Raw genomic sequence first — 21,546 nt, 5'->3', positions numbered from 1 at the left:
AAGTGTGATTTTTTGGCCATCGAATATTCCTGTAAGTCTTTATCGAATAATATCTTGGGGGCATAGCTCAGTGGATAGAGCAGTGGTTTTCTAAACCATTGGTCGGGGGTTCAAGTCCCTCTGCCCCTGCCAGTTTGTTTTTGGGAGATTGCGCCGTTGCGCTGGGGCGGCGAAAAAGGTCGGTGGGGTGGCGTTGGAGGGGAGCGGGTAAAACCGGAACGAAGATGATTACCGCTTTGACAAGGCGCGGGTGTGCGTATTTATTACCCGGTTCTTATGGGTAAGACCTTGTTTCATAAAGTCTGGGAAGACCACGCCGTGCGTAAACTGCCCAATGGGCAGACGCAATTGTTCATCGGCACGCACCTCATTCACGAGGTGACTTCGCCGCAGGCCTTTGGCATGCTTCGCGACCTCGGACTGACCGTCAAGTACCCGAGCCGCACCTTCGCGACCGTGGACCACATTGTTCCGACCAACGAGTTGGTCGAGCCGTACAGCGACCCGCTGGCCCAGGCCATGATCGAGGCCCTGCGCAAGAACACGAAGGAGTCCGGCATCACCTTTTTCGACACCAACACTGGCAAGCAGGGGGTCGTCCATATCGTCGGCCCGGAGCAGGGGATTACCCAGCCCGGCACGACCATTGCCTGCGGCGACAGCCACACTGCCACCCACGGTGCTTTCGGGGCGATTGCCTTCGGGATTGGCACCAGCCAGGTGCGTGACGTGCTCGCGACCCAGACCATGGCGTTGAGCCCACTCAAGGTTCGCCGCATCAACGTGGACGGCAAGCTCGCCCCCGGCGTTTACGCCAAGGACGTGATCCTGCACATCATCCGCCTGCTCGGCGTCAATGGCGGGATCGGCTTCGCTTACGAATACGGCGGCGAGGTCTTTGACAACTTCTCCATGGAGGAGCGCATGACCGTGTGCAACATGTCCATCGAGGGCGGCGCACGCTGCGGCTATGTCAACCCGGACCAGAAGACTTTCGACTACCTCAAGGGCCGTCCCTACTCGCCCAACGGAGCGAAGTGGGAAGACGCGGTCAAGAAATGGAAATCCTACGCCAGCGACAAGGACGCCATTTACGACGACGTGGTCAACATCAAGGCCGAGGACATCAAGCCGACCGTCACCTGGGGGATCAACCCCGGCCAGGCGGTTTTCATTGATGAAAACCTCCCCCTGCTCGAAGAGTTGGAAGGCTCCGACCGCGCCACCGCCGCCGAAGCCTACGAGCATATGTCGCTCACGCCCGGCGCTCCCATCCGCGGGACGAAGATCGACGTGGCCTTTATCGGCTCCTGTACCAATGGCCGCCTGAGCGACCTGGACGAGGTTGCCAAGTACCTCAAGGGCAAGCACGTCGCCCCCGGCGTCACCGCCATCTGCGTGCCCGGCTCACAGGTCGTGGCCAAGATCGCCGAGGAAAAGGGCCTGGACAAGGTCTTCCGTGAGGCCGGTTTCGAATGGCGTGGCGCGGGCTGCTCCATGTGCCTGGCCATGAACCCGGACAAGCTCAAGGGCAACCAGCTCAGCGCCTCCTCCTCGAACCGTAACTTCAAGGGCCGTCAGGGCAGCCCCACCGGCCGAACCATCCTTATGAGCCCGGTCATGGTCGCCGCCGCCGCCGTCACCGGCGAGGTCAGCGACGCCCGCGAGGTCTTCGGTTTCGCCGAAACGGTCAGCGCCTAACTTCTTAACTTAAGGGATCAAGATTATGTCAGCTTTGGAAAAGATCACCAAGGTCACCGGTCGGGCCGTTCCCGTGCCGGGCGACGATGTGGACACCGACCGGATCATCCCGGCCCGCTTCATGAAGTGCGTCACCTTTGACGGCCTGGGCGAGTTCGCTTTCTACGACGTGCGCTATGACGCCGAGGGGAAAAAGAAGAAGCACCCGCTCAACGAGGACCGTTTCAAGGGTGCCACCATCATGCTGGTGGGCTCGAACTTCGGCTGCGGCAGCTCACGCGAGCACGCCCCGCAGAGCCTGCACAAGTTCGGCGTGCGCGCCCTGATCGGGCTCAGCTACGCAGAAATCTTTTTTGGCAACTCCACCACGCTCGGGATGCCGTGCGTCAGCGTCGATGTCGAAACGCTCCACACCCTGACCCAGATCGTCGAGTCACACCCGGAAAAGCCGCTCACCATCGACCTGGAAAAGATGGTCGTCGCGGCCGGTGGCAATGAGTACCCGATCAAGCTGGCCGAAAGCGCCCGCGAAGGCCTGCTGGCCGGCGAGTGGGACCCGCTTGCCCTCCTGCTCAACAAGCCCGAGGAGATCGAGTCCGTGGCCGACCGCCTGCACTATGTTTAGTGCGGGGGCTTGAGCCTTCCAGTGTTTTTCGCCGGTTGCGCCTGCGATTGCTGAAACTGGTAATCGCGGGGCGACACGGTGGGACCGGACTCCGTATGGATGGGGTTTCAGAGGCAGGGCAGCCCTGCGTTGTGCGGGATTTTGCCGTAGCCTTACCTTTGCGCGGGGGAAGCAGGCGATTTCGGTGTGGCTTGCGTGCAGAAAAGCCTTGCGCGGGGAGGGGTTTTAGCCCGTCTTGAGTGAGATATTCTTTCGTGCTATGCTGAGCTTTCTCACCGATATTGGTCTGACCTTTCTTATCCCGCTGGGCCTGTGCTCGGTGTTGGCGGTATTCATCATTGTCGAGCGCCTGATCGCGCTGCGCAGTTCTCGCATTTTGCCGAAAGACCTGGTGGACAGCTTTGTGACCGGTGATGTGCTGGAATTGGAAGGCGACCCGCATTCGGTCGGGGGACGCATCCTTTTCTTCTATAAGCTCAACGCTCCGGACCCGGAGGCGCTCAAGGCCTTTGCCGCGCTGGAAATCGCCCGGCTGGAGCGGGGGATGTTCATCCTCGACATCGTGGTCGGGGCTGCGCCGCTACTTGGCCTGCTCGGCACCGTGGCCGGCCTGATCAACGTCTTCCAGGGGATCGACCCCAACAGCGGGCTGCCGGACCCCTCGCAGTTTGTGCAGGGGATCGCGCTGGCGCTGGGGACGACCATGCTCGGCCTGTCCATCGCCATTCCCGCGCTGGTCGGCAACAGCTACCTGACGCGCCGGGTGGACATGCTCAGCGCCCAGATCAACGTCGGGGTCGAGCGCATGATCGACATCGCCAAGTCCAAGCTCGCCAAAGCCTGAGGTCACCGGATGAATATCCAGAAGCGCAGGAAAAAGGCCGAGATCAACATCGTCCCGTTGATCGACGTGCTGATTGTGCTCATCTTCTTCTTTTTGATGACGATGCAGTTCAAGAACATGGATGTCTTGAACATCACCCCGCCCAAGATGGAAACCGCAGGCAAGGACGACGAGGTCATCCAGCTCATGGTCGGGATCGACACCGAGGGCAAGTACTTCATCGACAACCAGCCTGTGACTGCCGAGGAGTTGATTGCCGCCTTCGACGAGGCTGCCGGGCAGCAGCAGCCACCGTCCGTCCTGCTCATGGCGGACGAAAACGTGCCCTTCCATTTCGTGACCTTCGTCATGGACCAGTCGCGCAAGGCCAAGCTGACCAAGGTCCGCATGCAGACCCGCTAGCGTACGGGGGCTGGCGGCTTTGGTATCAGTCAACGGGCGGAAACCGATCCGCGGAGCCCCGGAGACAAAGGTTTGGTCAGCCGGTAATTTTTCTGCTTGCATCGGTGGCCAGAGCGGGTAAGTTGGCACGCTTTTCAACACCCAGTAGCCATGCCCAGAGACGTAGTAATCATCGAATGCACTGAAGCCCGCAAGGAAGGCAAGCAAGCCTCCCGCTACATGACCACGCGCAACAAGAAGCTTTCCCAGGAAAAGGTTGAACTGAAGAAGTTTAATCCGCACCTGCGCCGCCACACGGTGCATAAGGAAATCCGTAGCGCGGCTCACTAATCACGCCGGGCTTTTATCCTTTTGTGTACAAACCGGTGCCGCTATGGCGCCGGTTTTTTTGTGTCCGGAACAGAGCGATACTGCGGGATGGGCAGGGGATTGCCCGCGAAGGTACGCGAAGCTTTCACGACTTTTACCTGAACAGGTCCGGGGAGCATCATAGGCCGCCTCTCGCTTGGACTGAGCCTGAAGCAAATCGGTACCCGTAGCCTTCTCTTAATCACGTTGCCGGTGACCTTGAGCTCCAAATTTCCCTTCGCGGCTCTTCGCGTACCTTCGCGGGCAACCTCTTCGCCCGTCCAGCGGCGCGTCCCAATCTTGCGCCCGTTTGTTCTGCTTTTGGGGCTTAACCCAAGACCATCCGCCGCGGGGCCGATGGCATTTCCCGCGGTGTGGTCGGTCGGCGTCCTTTGGACTAATTGCTGGATTGGGTCTGGCGACCTGCGCGCCAGTTGTCCCGATGATTGCGGATCCAGTCCAGAAGCGCTCGTTCGAACCCAATGTCATGTCCGGCCTTTTCGGATTCCAGCCACTTGTGCTTGAGAATCTCCTCCCGCTCAGCCAGGAATTCTTGATAGAGGCTGGAGCGTTGGACGAAATCCTTTCCGCTGGTGGTTGATCTGCGAATGGGGCGTTTCATGTCTGGCCGTATTGACCTGGGGGCGATGGAATATCGCGTAATCAGCATTTAGGTAGGTAAAGTATTAGGCAAAGTTGCGCATTTGTAAAGCCGCTTCGGTAGCAGGCGACTTGCGCGGGAACAGGTATTTATCACCCGGCGGCGGGTTTTTCCTATAGCTTGAGCTTGTGAAGGAGATTTTTCGCCATTGCAGTGAAGCTTTCCCCGGCAGCGCTGTCGGGGTGGCCGATCACGATGGGGATGCCCCGGTCGCTGCCCTGGCCGATGGCCGGGTCGAGCGGCACCTGGCCGAGCAGTTCGGTCTCCAGGTCGCGGGCCGCGATTTCGCCGCCGCCCTGTCCGAAAATGAAGTTCTTCGAGCCGTCCGGGTTTTGCAGGTAGCTCATGTTCTCGGCCACGCCGAGCAGGGGCACGTTGACCTTACCGAACATCATGGCGCCGCGCCGGGTGACGCTGACGGCCACGCTCTGCGGCGTGGTCACGATGACGGCCCCGTCCAGCGGGAGCGTCTGCACGAGCGAGAGCTGCGCGTCGCCGGTGCCGGGGGGGAGGTCCACCACGAGCACGTCCAGCTCGCCCCAGTCCACGTTGGCGGCGAACTGCTGGATCGTCTTCATAATCATCGGTCCGCGCCAGACCACCGGGGTCGTCTCGTCGAGCAAAAAGCCCATCGACATGACCCGGATGCCGAAGTTTTCCAGCGGCGTGAGCATGTTGTCGCGGACTTCGGGGCGGGCGCTGATGCCCATCATGAGGGGCACGGAGGGGCCGTAAATGTCGCAGTCCATCAGGCCGACCTGGCGTGGGCGGCCCTGCTCGGAGAGGAGCTTGTCGATGGCGCAGGCGAGGTTGACGGCGAAGGTGCTTTTACCCACGCCACCCTTGCCACTGGCCACGGCGATGATCTTTTTCACACCTGGGAGCTGCTGCTGGGCCGGGCCGCTCACTTCGCGCTTCTGGCCGGGGGCGGGCGGGGGAGGGGTCTTCGGCTTGGTCACGGAGACGGTGACCTCGGCGGCCTCGATGCCGGGGAGCTGCGCCAGCGCCTGCTCCACGCCCTGCTTGACCTTGAGCGGGATGCTCTCGTCGGCGGTGGTGATGGCCAGGCCGACGACGGCGCGGTTGCCTTCGACGGTCGCGCCGGAGACGAGTCCGAAGGAAACGATGTCCCGGCTGAATCCGGGGTATTTGACCTGCTTGAGGGCTGGGAGGAGCTTGTCGTCGATCATGGGCGTAAAGACTTCTATGCATGCGCAAAAAATCCCGCTTGGCAAGGGCCAGTGAGCGTCCGGCGAAAAAAGTCGTCGGCCTGTGGGCCGCATCGGAAGTAGAAAAAGTTTTTTCTGCCCGATTTTCGTTTCAACGGGCGGGGGAAGTTGTTTGTCTTTAGGAGTTATGACAGTCGCCACCCGTATTTTCTGGTTCCTCTCCCTGTCCGCGCTCATTTTCGCCGCCCGTCCCGCTGTTCATGCCCAGCAGGCTTACGACGGGGGCGTGATCACGACGACCGTTGCCAACACCGGCGAGAAGGCCGTCTCCATCGTCAGCTCCAACGCCGACATCGCGGGCCTGCTGGAAGTCGCCTTTTCGGCGCACGGCGGTTTCCGCGTGGTCAAGCCCGGCGAGGGCGTCTTTACCTTTACCGTCGAACCGGCGGGCTCGAACGCCGTCCGCCTGAAGATCCAGTCGGGCCGCCCTCTGGTCACCCAGTTGGAGGAAACCGTCCGCGGCAACAGCCTGCGTGACGCCGCCCTGCGCGCGGGCGACCTCGCTGTCCTGCGCACCACGGGCAAGCCCGGCTTTTTCGCGGGCAAGCTGGCCTTCGTCGGCTCCGAGGGCAAGAAGCAGGAGGTTTACACCAGCGACCTGTTTTTCCGTAACGTGCGCCGCCTGACCCAGGATAATTCCTACTCGCAGCACCCGCGCTGGTCCCCCGATGGCCGCAAGCTTCTGTACACCGGCTACTACCGCACAGGTTTCCCGGATATTTTCATGATCGACCTCGACACGGGCCGCCGCACGACCGTGGCCGGTTACAAGGGGACGAACACCGGGGCGGTTTTCAGCCCCTCCGGGCAAAACATCGCCATGGTGCTCTCTTCGACCGGCTCACCCGAAGTGTACGTGGCCGGGGCCGACGGGCAGCGTCCGCAACTGGTGACGCAGGGCACCTCGCGCAGCGTCGAGAGCGACCCGGACTGGTCGCCCGACGGCGGACGCCTCGTGCTGACCAGTGACCAGCTCGGCGGGCCGCAGCTCTTTGTCGTCTCCTCGCGCGGGGGGCGTCCCTCACGCCTGCCGACCAACATCAGCGGCTACTGCACCGAACCGGCCTGGAACCCCTCCTCTGGCGCGAATAACATCGCCTTCACCGCCTCCACGCGGGGCGGCTACCAGGTCGCTATCTACGACCTGGCCACACGCAAGAGCCAGTTCCTGACGAGCGGGGCGGGCAGTTTCAGCCAGCCGCGCTGGCTCAACGACGGCCGCCACCTGATCGCGATGAACGCCAACCGGGGCGAGGAAACCCTCTGGCTGATCGACTCCGAGACGGGCAAAAAGACCAAGCTGCCCTCCGGTCGCCTGAACAAGATTTCCCAGCCGGATTTTGTTTACCCGCAGTGAGCCCGCCCCGCTTGACGCGGGGGCAAAACCGTTCTATTTTCCCACCAGCCTGCCTTGTTGGCAGGTGAGATTCCCGGTTTAAACAGATGAAAGGCTTGTGCAGTTTAGTGGTCGCGCTGACCCTGGTTTTCGGCTTCCTGCCGTTGACCTGCACGGCCCATGCCGTGGCGCACGAGGCGGAGTCCTGCGGCTGTTGCGGTAGCGAGCCTGCGCCGGATTCCGGCGCGTCGGACGCCGAACACTGCGCGTGCGTCATCAGCGCCTGCGACAAGCTCAACGCCGAGCCGCTGGAGCTGTATGCGGCCACGGCCCCGCTGCCCCTGCTGGGGAGCGTGCCGGGTGTTTCCGGGCGTGTACCGGCGGTAGTCTGTTCGGGGGAAGTATTTTTCACGGGACGGAGGCCGGAGGCCCCGGTTGGGCCGTCCATGATCGACCAAATCCGCTGTGTACGTCTGTTGCTCTGAGCGTGACGATGGGGCGACTCATCCGTCCCGCCACGCACGCAATGAACAACTCAACAGACACAAAAAAACACATTGGATTATTATGAAAAAGACTCTTCTGAGCGCGGTTACCGCGCTGGTTCTCATCGGTAGCGCCACGGCCTTCGCGGCCGGTTCAACCGTCTCGGCGGCAAGCTGCTGCTGCAAGGACGCCTGCAAGTGCACCAGCGAAAAATCCTGCTGCTGCGACTGCAAGTAACGCTGCCGGTCGCTTGACCGTTGTTTCCTGGGCGGGCCGTGATTGCGGCCCGCCTTTTTTGTTTATACCGATTGTGCCGGGCGTAGCGTGAGTGTTAAATTTCTAGCATAATCGGTCTCCAGCTTTTGATGCTTGGATTCTGCGATAGGCAGCATCAAAAATGTCGAGTGCGGACACGCACCGCGGGTGCGGGCTGCGTAAGCCCGCAATCATCATGCCGGAACTTATTCACTCGCCACCCTACTGCGCTCCCATGTCGGAGCGGTTGAAGGTGCGGGACCACTGCTCGATGCCGTCGGCGTTGTAGAGGGTGGTGGTGAGTTGGCGGGCGTCCTCGGGGCCGTGGAAGCGCAGGGTGGCGAACTGCCGCTCGAAGACCGTGGTGTTGGGGACGCGGAAGTAGTTCAGCTCGCCGGTGTCTTCGGAGGGGCGGCCAGTCATGGGGCCGACCGTGACCTCGTAAACGTCGGGGGCGCTGGCGCGGACGACCTTGGTCAGCTCGCCGAAGTCCTTGCCGCCGCTGACAAAGAACAGGCCGCTGATTTCGGCCCAGGTGATCTGCTGGAGCAGCTTGTCGCGCTCCTGGGTGGCGGCGGTGTAGTGGTCGGGGTGCTCGGCGGGGTTGAGAAAGGGCGAGCCCATGACGATGACCTTGAAGGTTGCGGTGCTCTTGCGCAGGGATTGCAGCAGCCAGCGGGCCTGGGCTTCGCCGAGGATCTGGCGGCGCTCGGCGGTGAGCGGGGTCAGGTCGCGGAAGCTCCGGTCGTCCAGAACGAAGAATTCCGCGTCGCCCCAACGGACCGAACAGGCCAGGCCGAGGTCTTCGTCGAGCCCGTACTGCGGGTTGGGCCAGTAGGTGCGGAAGGCTTCGCGGGCGTGGTTGCGCCCGAGGAAATAGCGGTCCGCCCCCTCGGGGCCGAAATCGTGGGTGCTCCAGGTGGCGACGCTGGGCACGGAGGCGACCAGCGGCTGAAGCTCGGGCAGGGCGCGGTTGTGGTGGTAGCGGGCGAGCATGCCGGACTTCGAGCCCCAGTCGGCCTCGCGCAGGGTGATGTTGTTGCCCAGCCAGAGCATGAAGGCCGGGTTCTTGGCCATGATGGCGAGCATGATGTGGTAGCTGTCGCCGGGGATGCGGTTGGGCGGGTCGAAGGGCTTGTCGTTGACGTAGTTGCCGCCGCCGAGGGCCACGGTGAAGTCCGGCGGCGGGGTGCGGTCCCGGTAGTCCGGCGGGGTGCTGAAGCTCGTGTCGTAGTCGAGGGCGGCTTTTTTGCCGTCGAGCAGAAGCTCGTAAAGATATTTCGTGCCGGGCTGGAGCCCTCCGGCGATGAGGGTGACGGCGTAGTCGTCCTCCTGCCGGGTGAGGGCGGAGGGGGTGGTGGCGCGCTGGTCGGGCTGGCCCTCGGGCCAGTAGGCGAACTGCACCAGCGTGGCGCTGTCGGTCTGCGCCCACAGGGCGGCCTCGCGCATGTCCACGTAGCCGACGAGCGGTCCGGACTGGAGTTGGGCCTGCGCGTGTGTGCCGAGCAGCAGGAGGGGGAGCAAAAGGGCGAGAAAGACGGGTATCGGGCGGTGAGACATGGGGCTGGGTGTGTCCTGAAAAGATTGTCCGGCAGGGCGGTGGGTCAAGGTAAATGGTGATTTTAACTTCCCAGCCCGGCCACTATTGAGCTATCACTTCCGGCTTTCCGGTAAAAAGAAATCAAACCGGCATGAAAAATGCCGATTAATCAATCAGCCTTTCCTTATAGGCGAACTTGTGATAGGTATTAGATATGGGTGAATCGCTAGTATGTGACATCTGCGGCAAGCTTGCCACGGTGCACCTGACGCAGATTATCAATAATCAGATCCAGAAAGTGGACCTGTGCGAGGAGTGTGCCCAGCAAAAGGGCGTCACCGACCCGGAAGGCTTTTCCCTGGCTGACTTTATGGCGAAAAACATCGAGGCCACCGCCGGCCCCGACGCGGTCGCGGGTTCGTCCCTGGTCTGCCCTTCGTGCGGGTGCACGCCGCGCGACTTCAAGCGCACGGGCCGCCTGGGCTGCCCGGAGTGCTACGAAGCCTTTGATTCCCTGATCAAGCCGATGCTCAAGAACATGCACCGGGGCGACCACCACACCGGTAAAGTCCCCCATGAACTGCTGCACCGCGTCGGCCTGCGCAAGGCCATTAACCGCCTGCAGGACCAGCTCGCCCATGCCGTCGAGCAGGAAAAATACGAGGACGCCGCGCGTTACCGCGACGAGCTTGACCAGTTAAAATCCCAATCCCAGCCCGAGCCTCCGGCTCGATGATCTTTGATTCCCATGACGATAAAACCCCTTCTTGACGCCAACGCCGAGCTTACCAGCGGCGGGGCACCGGGGGAACCCATCGTGATGAGTTCCCGCATCCGGCTCGCGCGCAACCTCGACGGACGCGCCTTTCCCGGCTGGGCCAAAAAGGCGCAACGGCGGGAAATTCTGTCCGCCTGCGAGAAGGCCGTGGCACAGCTCCCCCAGATGCAGAACGGCACCGTCCTGCGCCTGGACGATCTTTCCGAGCTGGAGCGGCAGGTGCTCGTCGAGCGTCACCTCATCAGCCGCGAGCTTTCCCAGGGAGAACCTTCCGCCGGGGTCATCATCAGCCGCGACCAGGCCTGCTCGATCATGATTAACGAGGAGGACCATCTGCGCATCCAGGTGCTGCGGACCGGTCACGGCTTTGACGATATCTGGAAGGTGATCGAGGCCATCGACAACCGGCTCGAAACCCTGCTCGACTTTGCCTTTACCGCGCAACTGGGCTACCTCACGGCCTGCCCGACCAACCTGGGCACGGGCATGCGGGCCTCCGTCATGCTGCACCTGCCCGGCCTCGTCATGGCCAACCACATGGAAAAAGTCATCCGGGCCGTCAACCAGATGGGCATGGTCGTGCGCGGGCTTTTCGGCGAAGGCTCGGACGCCACCGGAAGTATTTTCCAGATTTCCAACCAGCAGACCCTCGGCGAGAGCGAGCAGGAAATTATCGCCCGGCTTGAGCACGAGGCCATCGGCTCGATCATCGAGCAGGAAAAGAACGCCCGCGCCCTTCTGCTGGAGAGTAAACCGGAAAAAATCCGGGACAAGATCGGGCGTGCCTACGGAATTTTGCAAAACGGGCATCTTTTAAGCTCTGCTGAAGCCATGAGCCACTTGTCGCTCCTGAGATTGGGCATCGACTGCGGGTTTATCGCCGAGAGCTGGCGGGGCCCGATTGACCGCCTGTTGATTGAAATGCAACCCGGCCACATCCAGTTGGCCGCCCACGAATCCATCGAGAGCGACATGCGCGACACGGCCCGCGCCCGCCTTTTGCGGGAAGAAACCCGCCGCATCCCGCCTCTTGACTTTGAAACGTGACAGCAAGCATGGCACTTTCCCACCCAGTATCAGTCCCATGCTTTTGACAAATAACGCGAATTGATAAACGATCCCCTTACGACACCAAAATAAGACATGCCGGAGCCAATGAACAACTTCACCCCCCGTGCCCAGCAGGTCCTGGCGCTCGCGCGCAAGGAGGCTGACCGTTTTCACCACAACTACGTCGGAACCGAGCACCTGCTGCTCGGCCTGATCAATCTCGGCCAGGGGGTGGCCGTGAACGTCCTGCAGAAGATGGGGCTGGACCTTGAAACCGTCCGCTCAGCCGTCGAAAAGCAGGTCGGTACCGGGCCTGAAACCAAGCCCAGCGGTAACATCCCCTATACCCCGCGCGTCAAAAAGGTCCTCGCCCTCGCGGGCAAGGAAGCCAAGGCGCTCAACCATTCCTACATCGGCACCGAACACATCCTGCTCGGCCTCTTGCGCGAGGGTGAGGGCGTGGCTGCCCGCGTCCTCAAGAGCCTGGACGTGGACATCGAACAGTGCCGCAACGCCATTTTGGCCGAACTCGACCCGAACTTCGCCGGTGAGCCCGGCGAGGAGCCGACCGGCGCGGGCTCCGGCCCGACCCAGGCCAGTGCCGCCGAGGAAAAGAAGGAGGTCAAGACCCCCGCGCTGAAGGCATTTGGCCGCGACCTGACCGAGCTGGCCCGCAACGGCGAGCTGGACCCGGTCATTGGCCGCAAGCAGGAGATCCGCCGGGTCATCCAGATCCTCTGCCGCCGCACCAAGAACAACCCTGTCCTCATCGGGGAAGCCGGGGTCGGCAAGACCGCCATCGTCGAAGGGCTGGCGCAGGAAATTTCTTCCGGTATCGTGCCTGAACTCCTCGCGGACAAGCGTGTTATCACGCTCGACCTCGCCCTCATGGTCGCCGGCACCAAGTACCGCGGCCAGTTTGAGGAGCGGATCAAGGCTGTGATGGACGAAATCCGCCGGGCCAAGAACATCATCATCTTCATCGACGAGCTTCACACGATCGTCGGGGCCGGGGCTGCCGAAGGTGCCATGGACGCCTCGAACATCTTCAAGCCCTCCCTTAGCCGGGGCGAACTCCAGTGCATCGGCGCGACTACGCTGGCCGAGTACCGCAAGTACATCGAAAAGGACAGCGCCCTGGACCGCCGCTTCCAGTCCGTCAAGGTCGAGGCCCCGAACATCGAGGACACGGTCAAGATACTGAAGGGCATCCGCAGCAAGTACGAGGATCACCACAAGGTTATCTACACCGACGAGGCCCTCGAAGCCGCGGCCAAGCTTTCCGACCGCTACATCACCGCCCGGTACCTGCCGGACAAGGCGATTGACGTGCTCGACGAGGCCGGTTCACGCGCCCGCATCGAGTCGCTCAACCGCCCGCCCGAGATCGAGGACATGGCCAAGGAAATCGAGGACGTGTGCTCGCTCAAGGAAGAGGCCATCAGCAAGCAGCATTTCGAGGAAGCGGCCAAGTACCGCGACCGCGAGAAGCAGCTTCGCGCCAAGCGTGAGGAGATGATCGAAGAGTGGAAACAGAACCGCGAGGAGAAGCAGATCACCGTCGATATCGACGACCTGCACCGCGTTGTTTCCGACTGGACGGGCATCCCGCTCACCCGCATGGAGCAGGCCGAGAGCAAGAAGCTCCTCGCCCTCGAAAGTGAACTTCAGAAGGTCATCATCGGGCAGGACCCGGCCACCGAGGTCATTGCCAAGGCCCTGCGCCGCTCACGGGCGGACCTCAAGGACCCGCGCCGCCCGATTGGCTCGTTCATGTTCATGGGGCCGACCGGAGTGGGTAAGACTCACCTGGCCAAGATCCTGGCCGAGCAGATGTTCGGCGACATGGATTCGCTTATCCAGATCGACATGTCCGAGTACATGGAGAAGTTCGCGGTCAGCCGCCTGATCGGCTCACCTCCGGGCTACGTCGGGTACGAGGAAGGGGGCCAGCTCACCGAGGCCGTCCGCCGCAAGCCGTACTCCTGTGTCCTCTTTGACGAGATCGAAAAGGCCCACCCGGACGTTATCCAGCTCCTCCTGCAGGTGCTCGAAGACGGTCGCCTGACCGACAGCCTCGGCCGCACGGTGGACTTCCGCAACACGATCCTCATCATGACTTCGAACGTCGGCGCCGATATTCTCCAGAAGAACAGCGCCATGGGCTTCGACATGGGCATCGACACGATGCGCGATTTCGACAAGGCCAAGGACCGGATCCTCGACGAGACCAAACGCGTCTTCAAGCCCGAGTTCCTCAACCGCCTGACCGAGATCGTGATCTTCCGCCCGCTCTCCAAGGAGCACATGATCAAGATCGTGGACCTCGAACTGGCCAAGGTACAGAAGCGCCTCAAGAACCAGGACATCCACATCCATGTGGATGCTCCGGCCAAGGAGTTTCTCATCGAGAACGGCTACGACGAAAAGTACGGTGCGCGTCCGCTGCGCCGTGCGGTCGAACGCCACCTCGAAGACCCGCTGGCCGAGGCCATCCTGCGCGGAGAGGTCAAGTCTGGCGACCCGATCCAGGTCACGCTCGACGGCGACAAGCTCGTCTTCACCCAGACCACCGCCGTCGGCTAGCTCCGGCTGGAGCAGCAATGATGGGGCTCTGCCCCATCGCCGCCAGAAAGGCGGCTACCCCGGGCAACGGCGAGGGCTGGCAAACAGTCCTGAAAAATCTTCCAAAGCCTCCGGCTTATCGCCGGGGGCTTTTTTTATCGCGAGGAGACGCATTTTGCCTGCGAAGTCGTGCGAAAGTGCACATTTCCAGAGAGCAGGAGATCGCAAGTCGCCCCAAAGGCCTTTACCCAGCGGAACCCCGAAACCCTTCGTGCTCTTCGTGTCCTTTGTGACCGTATTTCATGGATGGCGCGTTGCCTGCGCAATCGGCATTGACGCCGGGGGGCTTGGGCTGGCAAACCTTGCCGCTTATGGATACGCCCGCAACGCCCAAGACGATTATCACCGTCCAGCACCCCGAGTCCGAGCACCACCTCAACGGCATGGTGGGCTCGTGGGGCGACTGGGCCTTGACCGAGCGGGGCCGCGAGCAGGCCGAAAATATCGGGCTCAACCTCGCCCGCGAGTTGAAGGGGCGACGTTGCGCACTCTACGTCTCCACCCTGCGGCGGGCGCGGCAGACGGCGGAAATCATCAGCGGCCATCTCGACGTGATGCCGGTGGCGATGGACCGCCTGCGCGAGCGCAACCTCGGGGCGGCGGTTGGCCAGTCGGTGGCCTGGCTGCGGGAAAACATCGAGCAGCCCGAGCGCACGGTTGAGGACCGCTGTTTCTCCGACGCCGAGTCGCGCCGGGATGTCTGGGACCGGCTTTACCCCTTTTTCGATGAACTGCTCTCAAGCGACGTGGAAACGGCGGTCATCGTTTCGCACGGCGACACGCTGGCGCTTTTCAATGCCATGTGGCTGCGGCAGGACCCGGAGTTTCTCAACGGCTGCGACCTCTTCGGGCTCAGCGGCGGGGTCACGTTCCTGCACCAGACGGTCGAGGGCCGCCGCGTCATCCGCTGCATGAGCGACTTGTCGTTCATGCAAGCGCCGGAGTAAGTCGGGGAGTGGCGGGACCGGGGAATTCCTTGTACCGGGCAGGGCTGCGAACGGTCTCTGGAGAGGCTTAGCCTGCGTTTTGGGGCAAGGTGCCGATCCGTCTGTCAAATCCAACCGCAGGCGGGCTTTGACAACTCACCCGCGTCGGGCAAAAGTAAGCGCATGGACAGGCTGACGCTGGGGATCGTTATTTTTGACGAGGTGGAGGTGCTCGATTATTGCGGGCCGTTCGAGGTGTTCTCGACCGTCCGGCTTGACGAGGCGACCCGTCGCGACTCGCTCTCGCCCTTCGATGTGCGCCTGATCGCGGAAAAGCCCGGTCCCGTCACGACATCAGGCGGTATGCGGGTCTGGCCGGACCATGCGCTGGCGGATTGCCCACGGCTGGACATCGTGCTGGTGCCGGGCGGGTGGGGGACGCGGCGCGAGCTTGAGAACCCCGTCCTGCTGGCGTGGATACGCGAGCGGGCGGCGGAAGTTCGCCTGCTGGCCTCGGTCTGCACGGGCTCTCTCTTGTTGGGGAAGGCCGGGCTGCTGGCCGGTAAGCGCGCCACCACGCACTGGAAGTTGCTGGCCTGGATGGCCGGACTTTTCCCCGAAACCGAAGTCGTGCGTGACCGGCATTTTGTCCGCGACGGCAGCCTCTGGACGTCGGCGGGGATTTCCGCCGGGATCGACATGTCGCTGGCCATCGTAGCCGACCTGCTCGGGGAGCCGCTGGCCCGCGCCACCGCACGGCACATGGAGTACGCCTACCCGGAGAGCGACGCCCGCCGGATCGAGCTGGAATAGGGGAGGGCGGTTTTCTCGGATTTTATTAAAAAAAATCGGCTATCAGGCCCCGATGCCTGGGCCATTAACTTTTGCGGACTCTGTTATCAGGATAAATACTGGATGGGCTCAGGGTTTCGGCACGGTAATGTAGGGGAAATGCTGGTCAACCCGGTCTGCGTAAGGGACTTATTCCCGTTCTTCACAAAACGCTGTGAATAACTTGCGAATCTTTTTCTCGAAGAGAGCATTGCCTGTGAGGCCGCATTGGGTTTGTCTCTTCGCTTACTCAACGCGACAACGGACCGTCCGCCGGAACTGAGGCCGTCCGTCTGGTCGCGTTTTCCTGTCTGCCATGCCCAAAGCCGCCGCTTTCAAGTCCTCCTCCGACGAACCTCGCCGCCGCAAGGAATCGCCCGCCGCCTCCCGTCGCGTGCCCTACAGCATCGACATGGAGCAGGCGCTGCTCGGGGCGATCATCCTGGAGGGCGGAGCCGAGACGATGGCCATCTGCGTGCAGGAGCGCGTGCGCCCGGAGTGCTTTTACAACGTCCGCCACCAGCTTATCTACAAGGCCATGTTCGGCCTCTACGAGAAGCAGGACCCCATCGACGAAATCACGCTCAGCGACCGCCTGCGCAAGGACGGTAACTTCGAGGACGCCGGAGGCGACGCCTATCTGGTCGAGCTTTCCAACCGTATCGACACCCACGCGCACCTGCCGTACTATATTCAGCGCGTGCGCGACACCTACCTGTTGCGCGAGGTCATCCGCCTCTCCAACGAGGCCATCGAGGGCGCTTACGACGAAACCCAGGACGTGGACTCGTTTCTGGAAAAGACCGAGCAGAACATTTTCTCCATCAGCGAGACGCGGATCGTGGACTCGGCCCAGCCGCTGGAAAAGTCCATCGACGACGCCGTCCAGTTGGTCAACAACATGATCCAGAACAAGGGCGAGATCACCGGTGTCACCACCGGTTTCGCCGATCTGGACAAGATGACCACCGGCTGGCACGAGGGCGAAATGATTGTCGTGGCCGCCCGCCCGTCCATGGGTAAGACCTCCATCGCGCTCAACATGATCGAGCCCGCCATCTGCGGCCGACCGGGCCGGGAGCCCGTCGGGGCGCTGATGTTTTCGCTGGAAATGCCCTCTGAGCAGTTGGCCATGCGTCTGCTGTGCTCGCGTGCCCGGGTCAACATGACCAAGCTGCGCGACGGCTTCGTGCCCAAGGAAAAGCAGCAGGACATCGTCCGGGCGGCGCAGGAGTTGAAAAACTCCCCGCTCATGATCGACGACAGCTCCGGCCTGAACATCCTGGAACTGCGCGCCAAGGCCCGCCGTGTGGCCAGCCAGATGAAGGGTAAGCTCGGCCTCATCGCGGTGGACTACATCCAGCTCGTGGCCGGGACCGATTCGCGGATACCGCGCGAACAGCAAATCGCGGAAATTTCCCGCGGCATGAAGGGCATGGCCAAGGAATTACGCGTGCCCGTCATCGTTCTGGCCCAGCTCAACCGAGAGGCCGAAAAAGAAAAACGCCAGCCCCGAATTTCGGACCTGCGCGAGTCCGGCTCTATTGAGCAGGACGCCGACGTGGTCCTGCTCTTATCCAAGCCCCGCGACTACAACGAAGAGGAAGATATGGCCGCCGAAGCGGTAGCGCGGGATTTAATCGTTGCCAAACAGCGAAACGGCCCCATAGGAACTGTTCCTTTATATTTCATCAAGCACCTGACGCGTTTTGAAAATTCACAGAGACACTCTGCTTAGGCTCCGCTACTTTCTCGTTATCTCGCTATTAATTTCCGTTTTCTCGCCCGGCCCGGCTTTCGCCCAGCAGGCCGAGGAGTCGGAAGCAATAGTGGGAGAGATCGAGGTTATTTTCGAGGGCGTTAAAACCGTCAGCGTCGAAAATATCATGGCTCACGTGCGATTGCGCGTCGGCGAGCCTTTTAGCCAGAACCTGGTGGACCAGTCCATTCGGGCGCTCTACCAGACCGGGAATTTCGAGTTCATCGAGGTGCGCCGCCAGGCGCTGCCCGACGGACGGCTCGGGGTGGCCTTCATCGTCGTCCCGAAGTACCGCGTCTCGCAGATCCTCTTCGAGGGCAACAATAACGAGGACGACAGCGACCTGCAGGACGAGATCGAGACCCAGGTCGGCCTGCCGCTGGACGAGGTGCAGGTCAAGCGCGACGCCACCACCCTTTACCACTACCTCCAGAAGCGCGGCTACACCAACGCCAAGGTCTCCTACGAGATCGAGCGCAACGAGCAGCTCGGCACCGGGGTGGTCGTCTTCGAGATCGACGAGGGAGACCGGCTGGAGATCAACAACATCGAGTTTACCGGCAACGAGCACGTCGAATCCAGCGACCTGCGTAGCCAGATGGAGACCACCGAGTACATTTGGCTAGTCTCGTGGATCATGGGCACGGGCCGGCTGCAGGAAGAAATCTTTCAGGACGACCTGGAAAAGCTCCGCACGTATTATAAAGATCTCGGCTACCTCGACGTGGAAATCCCCGAGTCCGAAGTCGTGCTGGAGTACCCAGACAGCGGGGAGTTGAACGTCGTCATCAACGTGCATGAAGGCCGTCGCTACTACATCGGCGACATCAATGTCGAGGGCAACAAGCTCTTCCCGTCCGACGAGTTGCTGCGCGTCATGAACCTGCGCACCGGTGATCCCTTCTCCCCCAGCAGGATCGACCAGAATGTCGAGATCCTCAAGGACTACTACGGCCAGGTCGGCTATCTGGACACCTTTGTCCGGGTCGAGCGCTACCCGAATATCGAGGGCGGCACCATCGACCTGAAGTTCATCGTGACCGAAGGGGAGCGCTTCCGCGTTGAAAGCATCAACCTCCAGGGCAACACCAAAACCCGCAGCCGAGTCATCGTGCGCGAACTGGCCCTGGCCCCCGGCGACACCTTTGACCTTGTGCGCATGAAGAGCAGCCAGGCGCGCCTGGAGAACACCCGCTTCTTCGACGAGGTGCGCCTCTCTCCCGAGGCCACCAACATCCCCGGCCGCCGCAACCTGCGCATCACGGTCAAGGAAGGCCAGACCGGGAACCTGACCTTCGGGGCCGGTTTCAGCTCGGTCGAGTCGATTGTCGGCTTCGTCGAACTTTCGCAGAGCAATTTTGACATCTTCAGCCCGAATAACTGGTTCCAGGGGGGCGGCCAGAAGTTCCGTCTGCGCCTGTCCATCGGTTCGCAGTCCAACCAGATCCTGCTCGCCTTTGAAGAGCCCTGGCTCTGGGAACGCGAACTGGCCGGTGGTTTCGAGCTCTACCGCACGGAGAGCAACTACCTCGCCACCTACTACGACGAGTTGCGCATGGGCGCTCAGTTCTACCTGCGCAAGCGCCTCTTCGAACTGGTCGAGGGTAAGATTTTCTACCAGGTCGAAGAAGTTGACATCAAGAACGTGGACACCACGGCCCCGCTCGTCGTCCAGAACGAAGCCGGTAACCGCAGCGTGTCCAAGGTCGGGATCGAGTTCCTGCGCGACACCCGTAACAACCTCGTCTTCCCCGACCGCGGTTCGCGGCTGGAGAGCTTGACCGAGTTCGCCGGGGGGCCGCTGGGCGGCCAGACCGACTACGTACGCCAGGTCTTCAGCGGCGCGGTCTGGATCAAGACCTTCGACTGGGCCAATCAGGTGATCAGCTTCCGCGGCCGTACGGGTACGGTCATCCCTTACGACAATAACGTCGTGCCGTTCTTTGACCAGTTCTTCCTCGGCGGTCCGTACAGCCTGCGCGGCTTCCAGTACCGCGATGTCGGCCCGAAGCAGAGCGACCCGACCCAGCCCGGCTACGGCGACCCGGTCGGCGGCCAGACTATGGCCTACGCCTCGATTGAGTACACCTTCCAGATCCTTGAGCCGCTGCGTTTCGCGCTGTTCTATGACTGGGGCTATGTCAACTCGGGCGACCTCAACTGGGACCCGAACGCCTACAATGACGACTACGGCTTCGGCATCCGCCTGCTGCTGATGGGCGCTCCGCTGAACATCGACTTCGGTTTCCCGCGCAAGAGCGACCAGTTCAACAACAAGGGCATGCAGTTCAACTTCTCCTTCGGGACGGTTTTCTAGGGCTTCCCGGCGGGAAAATTCGGGGTTGAACCGGTGACGGTTTCCCGGCACTTTGGAACTTTCTCATTCTTTCACGCTCCAAGTTTCTATAACTCTACCACACACGTACATCATGACGAAAAAACTCTTACTCACTCTCGTGGCCGCATTTATGGCCGTTGGTGCCCTCCAGGCACAGAAGACCCCGATGGTCGTCACCGTCAATATGGGTGAACTTTACCAGAACTACTGGAAGGCCCAGGAAGCCGATCAGAAGTTCCAAAGCTCGGTCGAAAACGCCCAGCAGGAAATCCAGGCCATGATCGAAGAAGGCATGGGCCTGGCCAATGAAATGCAGGAGCTTCAGTCCAAGATGAACAACCCGGCCCTGACCGAGACGGCGCGCGAGAAGTTCACCGCCGAGGCCCAGCAGAAGGCCCAGTCCATCCGCGAGAAGGAAGCCGAAGTCAACCGCTACCGCCAGCAGACCGAGCAGACGCTCCAGCAGCGCCGCCAGTCCATCGTGCAGCTTCACATCAGCGAGATTCGCGAAGAAGTGATCAAGATCGCCAAGGAAAAGGGCGCCGACCTCGTGCTCAACAGCGCGGGCATGGCCGTGGTTTACTTTGACGAGTCCTTCGACATCACACAGGAAGTGCTGGCCAAGCTCAACGCGGACAAAGGCTCCGCCTCCGCCACACCTTCTTCGCAAAACTAAATCAGTGATTTGCTTTCCGGAAAACTCCCTTCGTGACGAAGGGAGTTTTCTGGTTTTACAGCCCCCTCACTCATTGCGACAATGGCCGGTATGAAGATTGCCTTCCAGATGGAGGATATCACCGCGATCCTGCAGGACGGCGTGGTCGAGGGCCAGCCCGGCAAGCCGATCACCGGCATTGCCTCGCTTTCCAAGGCCCAGCCCGGCGACCTGGCGTTTCTCGGGAATCGCAAGTACACCCCCGACGTCAAAGCCTGCCAGGCCTCGGTCATTCTGCTCTTTCACGACTACGAGGGCGCGCCGGCTCCCGGTCAGGCCTTTGTCCGCCTGGAAAATCCCTCCCTTGGACTAGCCCGCCTGTGCGGTGCGATAGAGGCCATGCTCTGGCCCAAGCCCAACCCCGGTGTCCACCCGACCGCCGTCATAGACGAGACGGCCGAAGTCGATCCGGGCGCGTGGGTCGGCCCGTACTGCGTCATCGGCGCGGGGGCGAAAGTCGGCCCCGGCAGCAATCTGGAGTCGCTGGTTACGATTGGCCGCGAGGCCTCCGTGGGCGCACATTGCCGGATTTCGGCCCATGTCTCGGTTGGTGATTACTGCCAGGTCGGGGACCGCGTGCGCCTGCACCCGGGCGTGGTCATCGGCTCGGACGGGTTCGGCTTCGAGACCAACGACGGGGTTCACGAAAAAGTCCCCCAGATCGGCAATGTGGTGATCGAGAACGACGTCGAGATCGGCGCGAATGCCGCCATCGACCGGGCACGCTTCAGCAGTACGCGGATCGGCGAAGGCAGCAAGCTCGACAACCTCGTGCAGATCGCCCACAACGTCGTCATCGGCAAGGGCTGCCTCATTGTGGCCCAGGCCGGGATCTCCGGCAGCACGACGCTGGAGGACTTCGTCATCGTGGCGGGGCAGGCCGGGATCACCGGCCATCTCAAGCTGGCCAAGGGCAGCGTCATCGGCGCTCAGGCCGGGCTGCACAACGACACCAAGCCCGGCGGCTACTACCGGGGCTCGCCTGCGAACACAGCGGCACTCCAGCACCGGATAGATATTTTGAGCAAACGGCTGCCCGAATTGTTTAAAAGGGTTGCCAGCCTCGAAGAGAAGACGGCAGGATAAAATTTCAAGGG

General features: G+C 61.8%; 20 protein-coding genes and 1 tRNA gene. 18 read left to right on the top strand and 3 right to left on the bottom strand.

What is annotated here, in order from left to right; all coding sequences use genetic code 11:
* The first annotated feature begins 56 nt into the window (after positions 1-56).
* The 6 genes from H5P28_RS18180 (at position 57) to rpmG (ending at position 3,902) form a co-directional block, all read left to right on the top strand.
* A tRNA-Arg gene (locus H5P28_RS18180) sits at positions 57-132 on the top strand.
* A 144-nt stretch (positions 133-276) separates the two neighbouring features.
* Positions 277-1,701: a 3-isopropylmalate dehydratase large subunit gene (gene leuC / locus H5P28_RS18175; protein ID WP_185677116.1), complete on the top strand. Its 1,425-nt coding sequence runs from the start codon at positions 277-279 to the stop codon at positions 1,699-1,701.
* A 25-nt stretch (positions 1,702-1,726) separates the two neighbouring features.
* A complete protein-coding gene (leuD, locus tag H5P28_RS18170) occupies positions 1,727-2,326 on the top strand; it encodes a 3-isopropylmalate dehydratase small subunit (RefSeq protein ID WP_185677115.1) in 600 nt (199 codons plus the stop codon).
* A gap of 259 nt (positions 2,327-2,585) precedes the next feature.
* Positions 2,586-3,170, top strand: coding sequence for a MotA/TolQ/ExbB proton channel family protein (locus tag H5P28_RS18165; protein WP_185677114.1), 585 nt, complete (start codon positions 2,586-2,588; stop codon positions 3,168-3,170).
* Positions 3,171-3,179: 9 nt separating this feature from the next.
* The gene (locus H5P28_RS18160) at positions 3,180-3,572 is read left to right on the top strand and encodes an ExbD/TolR family protein (RefSeq protein ID WP_185677113.1); all 393 of its coding nucleotides are present in this window, start codon (positions 3,180-3,182) and stop codon (positions 3,570-3,572) included.
* A 150-nt stretch (positions 3,573-3,722) separates the two neighbouring features.
* The gene (gene rpmG / locus H5P28_RS18155) at positions 3,723-3,902 is read left to right on the top strand and encodes a 50S ribosomal protein L33 (protein ID WP_185677112.1); all 180 of its coding nucleotides are present in this window, start codon (positions 3,723-3,725) and stop codon (positions 3,900-3,902) included.
* A gap of 415 nt (positions 3,903-4,317) precedes the next feature.
* Here the strand turns inward: rpmG and H5P28_RS18150 are convergent, their stop codons facing one another.
* Both H5P28_RS18150 and H5P28_RS18145 read right to left on the bottom strand, forming a co-directional pair.
* Positions 4,318-4,542, bottom strand: a complete 225-nt coding sequence (locus tag H5P28_RS18150; protein ID WP_185677111.1) for a DUF4032 domain-containing protein — start codon at positions 4,540-4,542, stop codon at positions 4,318-4,320.
* 152 nt (positions 4,543-4,694) lie between these two features.
* Complete coding sequence (locus H5P28_RS18145; RefSeq protein WP_185677110.1) at positions 4,695-5,771, bottom strand: Mrp/NBP35 family ATP-binding protein; 1,077 nt, start codon at positions 5,769-5,771, stop codon at positions 4,695-4,697.
* 166 nt (positions 5,772-5,937) lie between these two features.
* On the opposite strand from H5P28_RS18145, the gene H5P28_RS18140 reads away from it, so the two are divergent.
* The 3 genes from H5P28_RS18140 (at position 5,938) to H5P28_RS18130 (ending at position 7,869) form a co-directional block, all read left to right on the top strand.
* The gene (locus H5P28_RS18140) at positions 5,938-7,167 is read left to right on the top strand and encodes a PD40 domain-containing protein (RefSeq protein WP_185677109.1); all 1,230 of its coding nucleotides are present in this window, start codon (positions 5,938-5,940) and stop codon (positions 7,165-7,167) included.
* A gap of 86 nt (positions 7,168-7,253) precedes the next feature.
* Positions 7,254-7,631 (top strand): hypothetical protein, encoded by a 378-nt coding sequence (locus tag H5P28_RS18135; RefSeq protein ID WP_185677108.1) that lies wholly within the window; start codon positions 7,254-7,256, stop codon positions 7,629-7,631.
* A gap of 82 nt (positions 7,632-7,713) precedes the next feature.
* A complete protein-coding gene (locus tag H5P28_RS18130; protein WP_185677107.1) occupies positions 7,714-7,869 on the top strand; it encodes a hypothetical protein in 156 nt (51 codons plus the stop codon).
* A gap of 240 nt (positions 7,870-8,109) precedes the next feature.
* Here the strand turns inward: H5P28_RS18130 and H5P28_RS18125 are convergent, their stop codons facing one another.
* On the bottom strand, positions 8,110-9,447 hold the full coding sequence (locus H5P28_RS18125) for an alkaline phosphatase D family protein (protein WP_185677106.1): 1,338 nt from the start codon (positions 9,445-9,447) through the stop codon (positions 8,110-8,112).
* Between the two features lie 194 nt (positions 9,448-9,641).
* Between H5P28_RS18125 and H5P28_RS18120 the strand changes: the two genes are divergently transcribed.
* The 9 genes from H5P28_RS18120 (at position 9,642) to lpxD (ending at position 21,535) form a co-directional block, all read left to right on the top strand.
* Positions 9,642-10,163, top strand: coding sequence for a UvrB/UvrC motif-containing protein (locus H5P28_RS18120; RefSeq protein WP_185677105.1), 522 nt, complete (start codon positions 9,642-9,644; stop codon positions 10,161-10,163).
* 12 nt (positions 10,164-10,175) lie between these two features.
* Positions 10,176-11,252, top strand: a complete 1,077-nt coding sequence (locus H5P28_RS18115) for a protein arginine kinase (protein WP_185677104.1) — start codon at positions 10,176-10,178, stop codon at positions 11,250-11,252.
* A gap of 96 nt (positions 11,253-11,348) precedes the next feature.
* The gene (locus H5P28_RS18110; protein ID WP_221773480.1) at positions 11,349-13,841 is read left to right on the top strand and encodes an ATP-dependent Clp protease ATP-binding subunit; all 2,493 of its coding nucleotides are present in this window, start codon (positions 11,349-11,351) and stop codon (positions 13,839-13,841) included.
* Positions 13,842-14,191: 350 nt separating this feature from the next.
* Positions 14,192-14,827 carry a histidine phosphatase family protein gene (locus H5P28_RS18105; protein WP_185677103.1) on the top strand — a complete coding sequence of 212 codons (636 nt, stop codon included), beginning with the start codon at positions 14,192-14,194 and terminating at the stop codon, positions 14,825-14,827.
* Between the two features lie 162 nt (positions 14,828-14,989).
* Positions 14,990-15,619, top strand: coding sequence for a DJ-1/PfpI family protein (locus H5P28_RS18100; protein ID WP_185677102.1), 630 nt, complete (start codon positions 14,990-14,992; stop codon positions 15,617-15,619).
* A 334-nt stretch (positions 15,620-15,953) separates the two neighbouring features.
* A complete protein-coding gene (gene dnaB, locus H5P28_RS18095) occupies positions 15,954-17,375 on the top strand; it encodes a replicative DNA helicase (RefSeq protein ID WP_185677101.1) in 1,422 nt (473 codons plus the stop codon).
* The gene (bamA, locus tag H5P28_RS18090) at positions 17,347-19,713 is read left to right on the top strand and encodes an outer membrane protein assembly factor BamA (protein WP_185677100.1); all 2,367 of its coding nucleotides are present in this window, start codon (positions 17,347-17,349) and stop codon (positions 19,711-19,713) included. Before dnaB ends, bamA begins: the two co-directional genes overlap by 29 nt.
* A 112-nt stretch (positions 19,714-19,825) precedes the next feature.
* Positions 19,826-20,410, top strand: a complete 585-nt coding sequence (locus H5P28_RS18085; protein ID WP_185677099.1) for an OmpH/Skp family outer membrane protein — start codon at positions 19,826-19,828, stop codon at positions 20,408-20,410.
* Between the two features lie 90 nt (positions 20,411-20,500).
* On the top strand, positions 20,501-21,535 hold the full coding sequence (gene lpxD / locus H5P28_RS18080; protein WP_185677098.1) for a UDP-3-O-(3-hydroxymyristoyl)glucosamine N-acyltransferase: 1,035 nt from the start codon (positions 20,501-20,503) through the stop codon (positions 21,533-21,535).
* Positions 21,536-21,546: the final 11 nt, after the last annotated feature.

It is taken from the genome of Ruficoccus amylovorans, assembly GCF_014230085.1.
GTDB lineage: Bacteria > Verrucomicrobiota > Verrucomicrobiia > Opitutales > Cerasicoccaceae > Ruficoccus > Ruficoccus amylovorans.
This window is presented reverse-complemented; position numbering and strand designations above follow the sequence as displayed.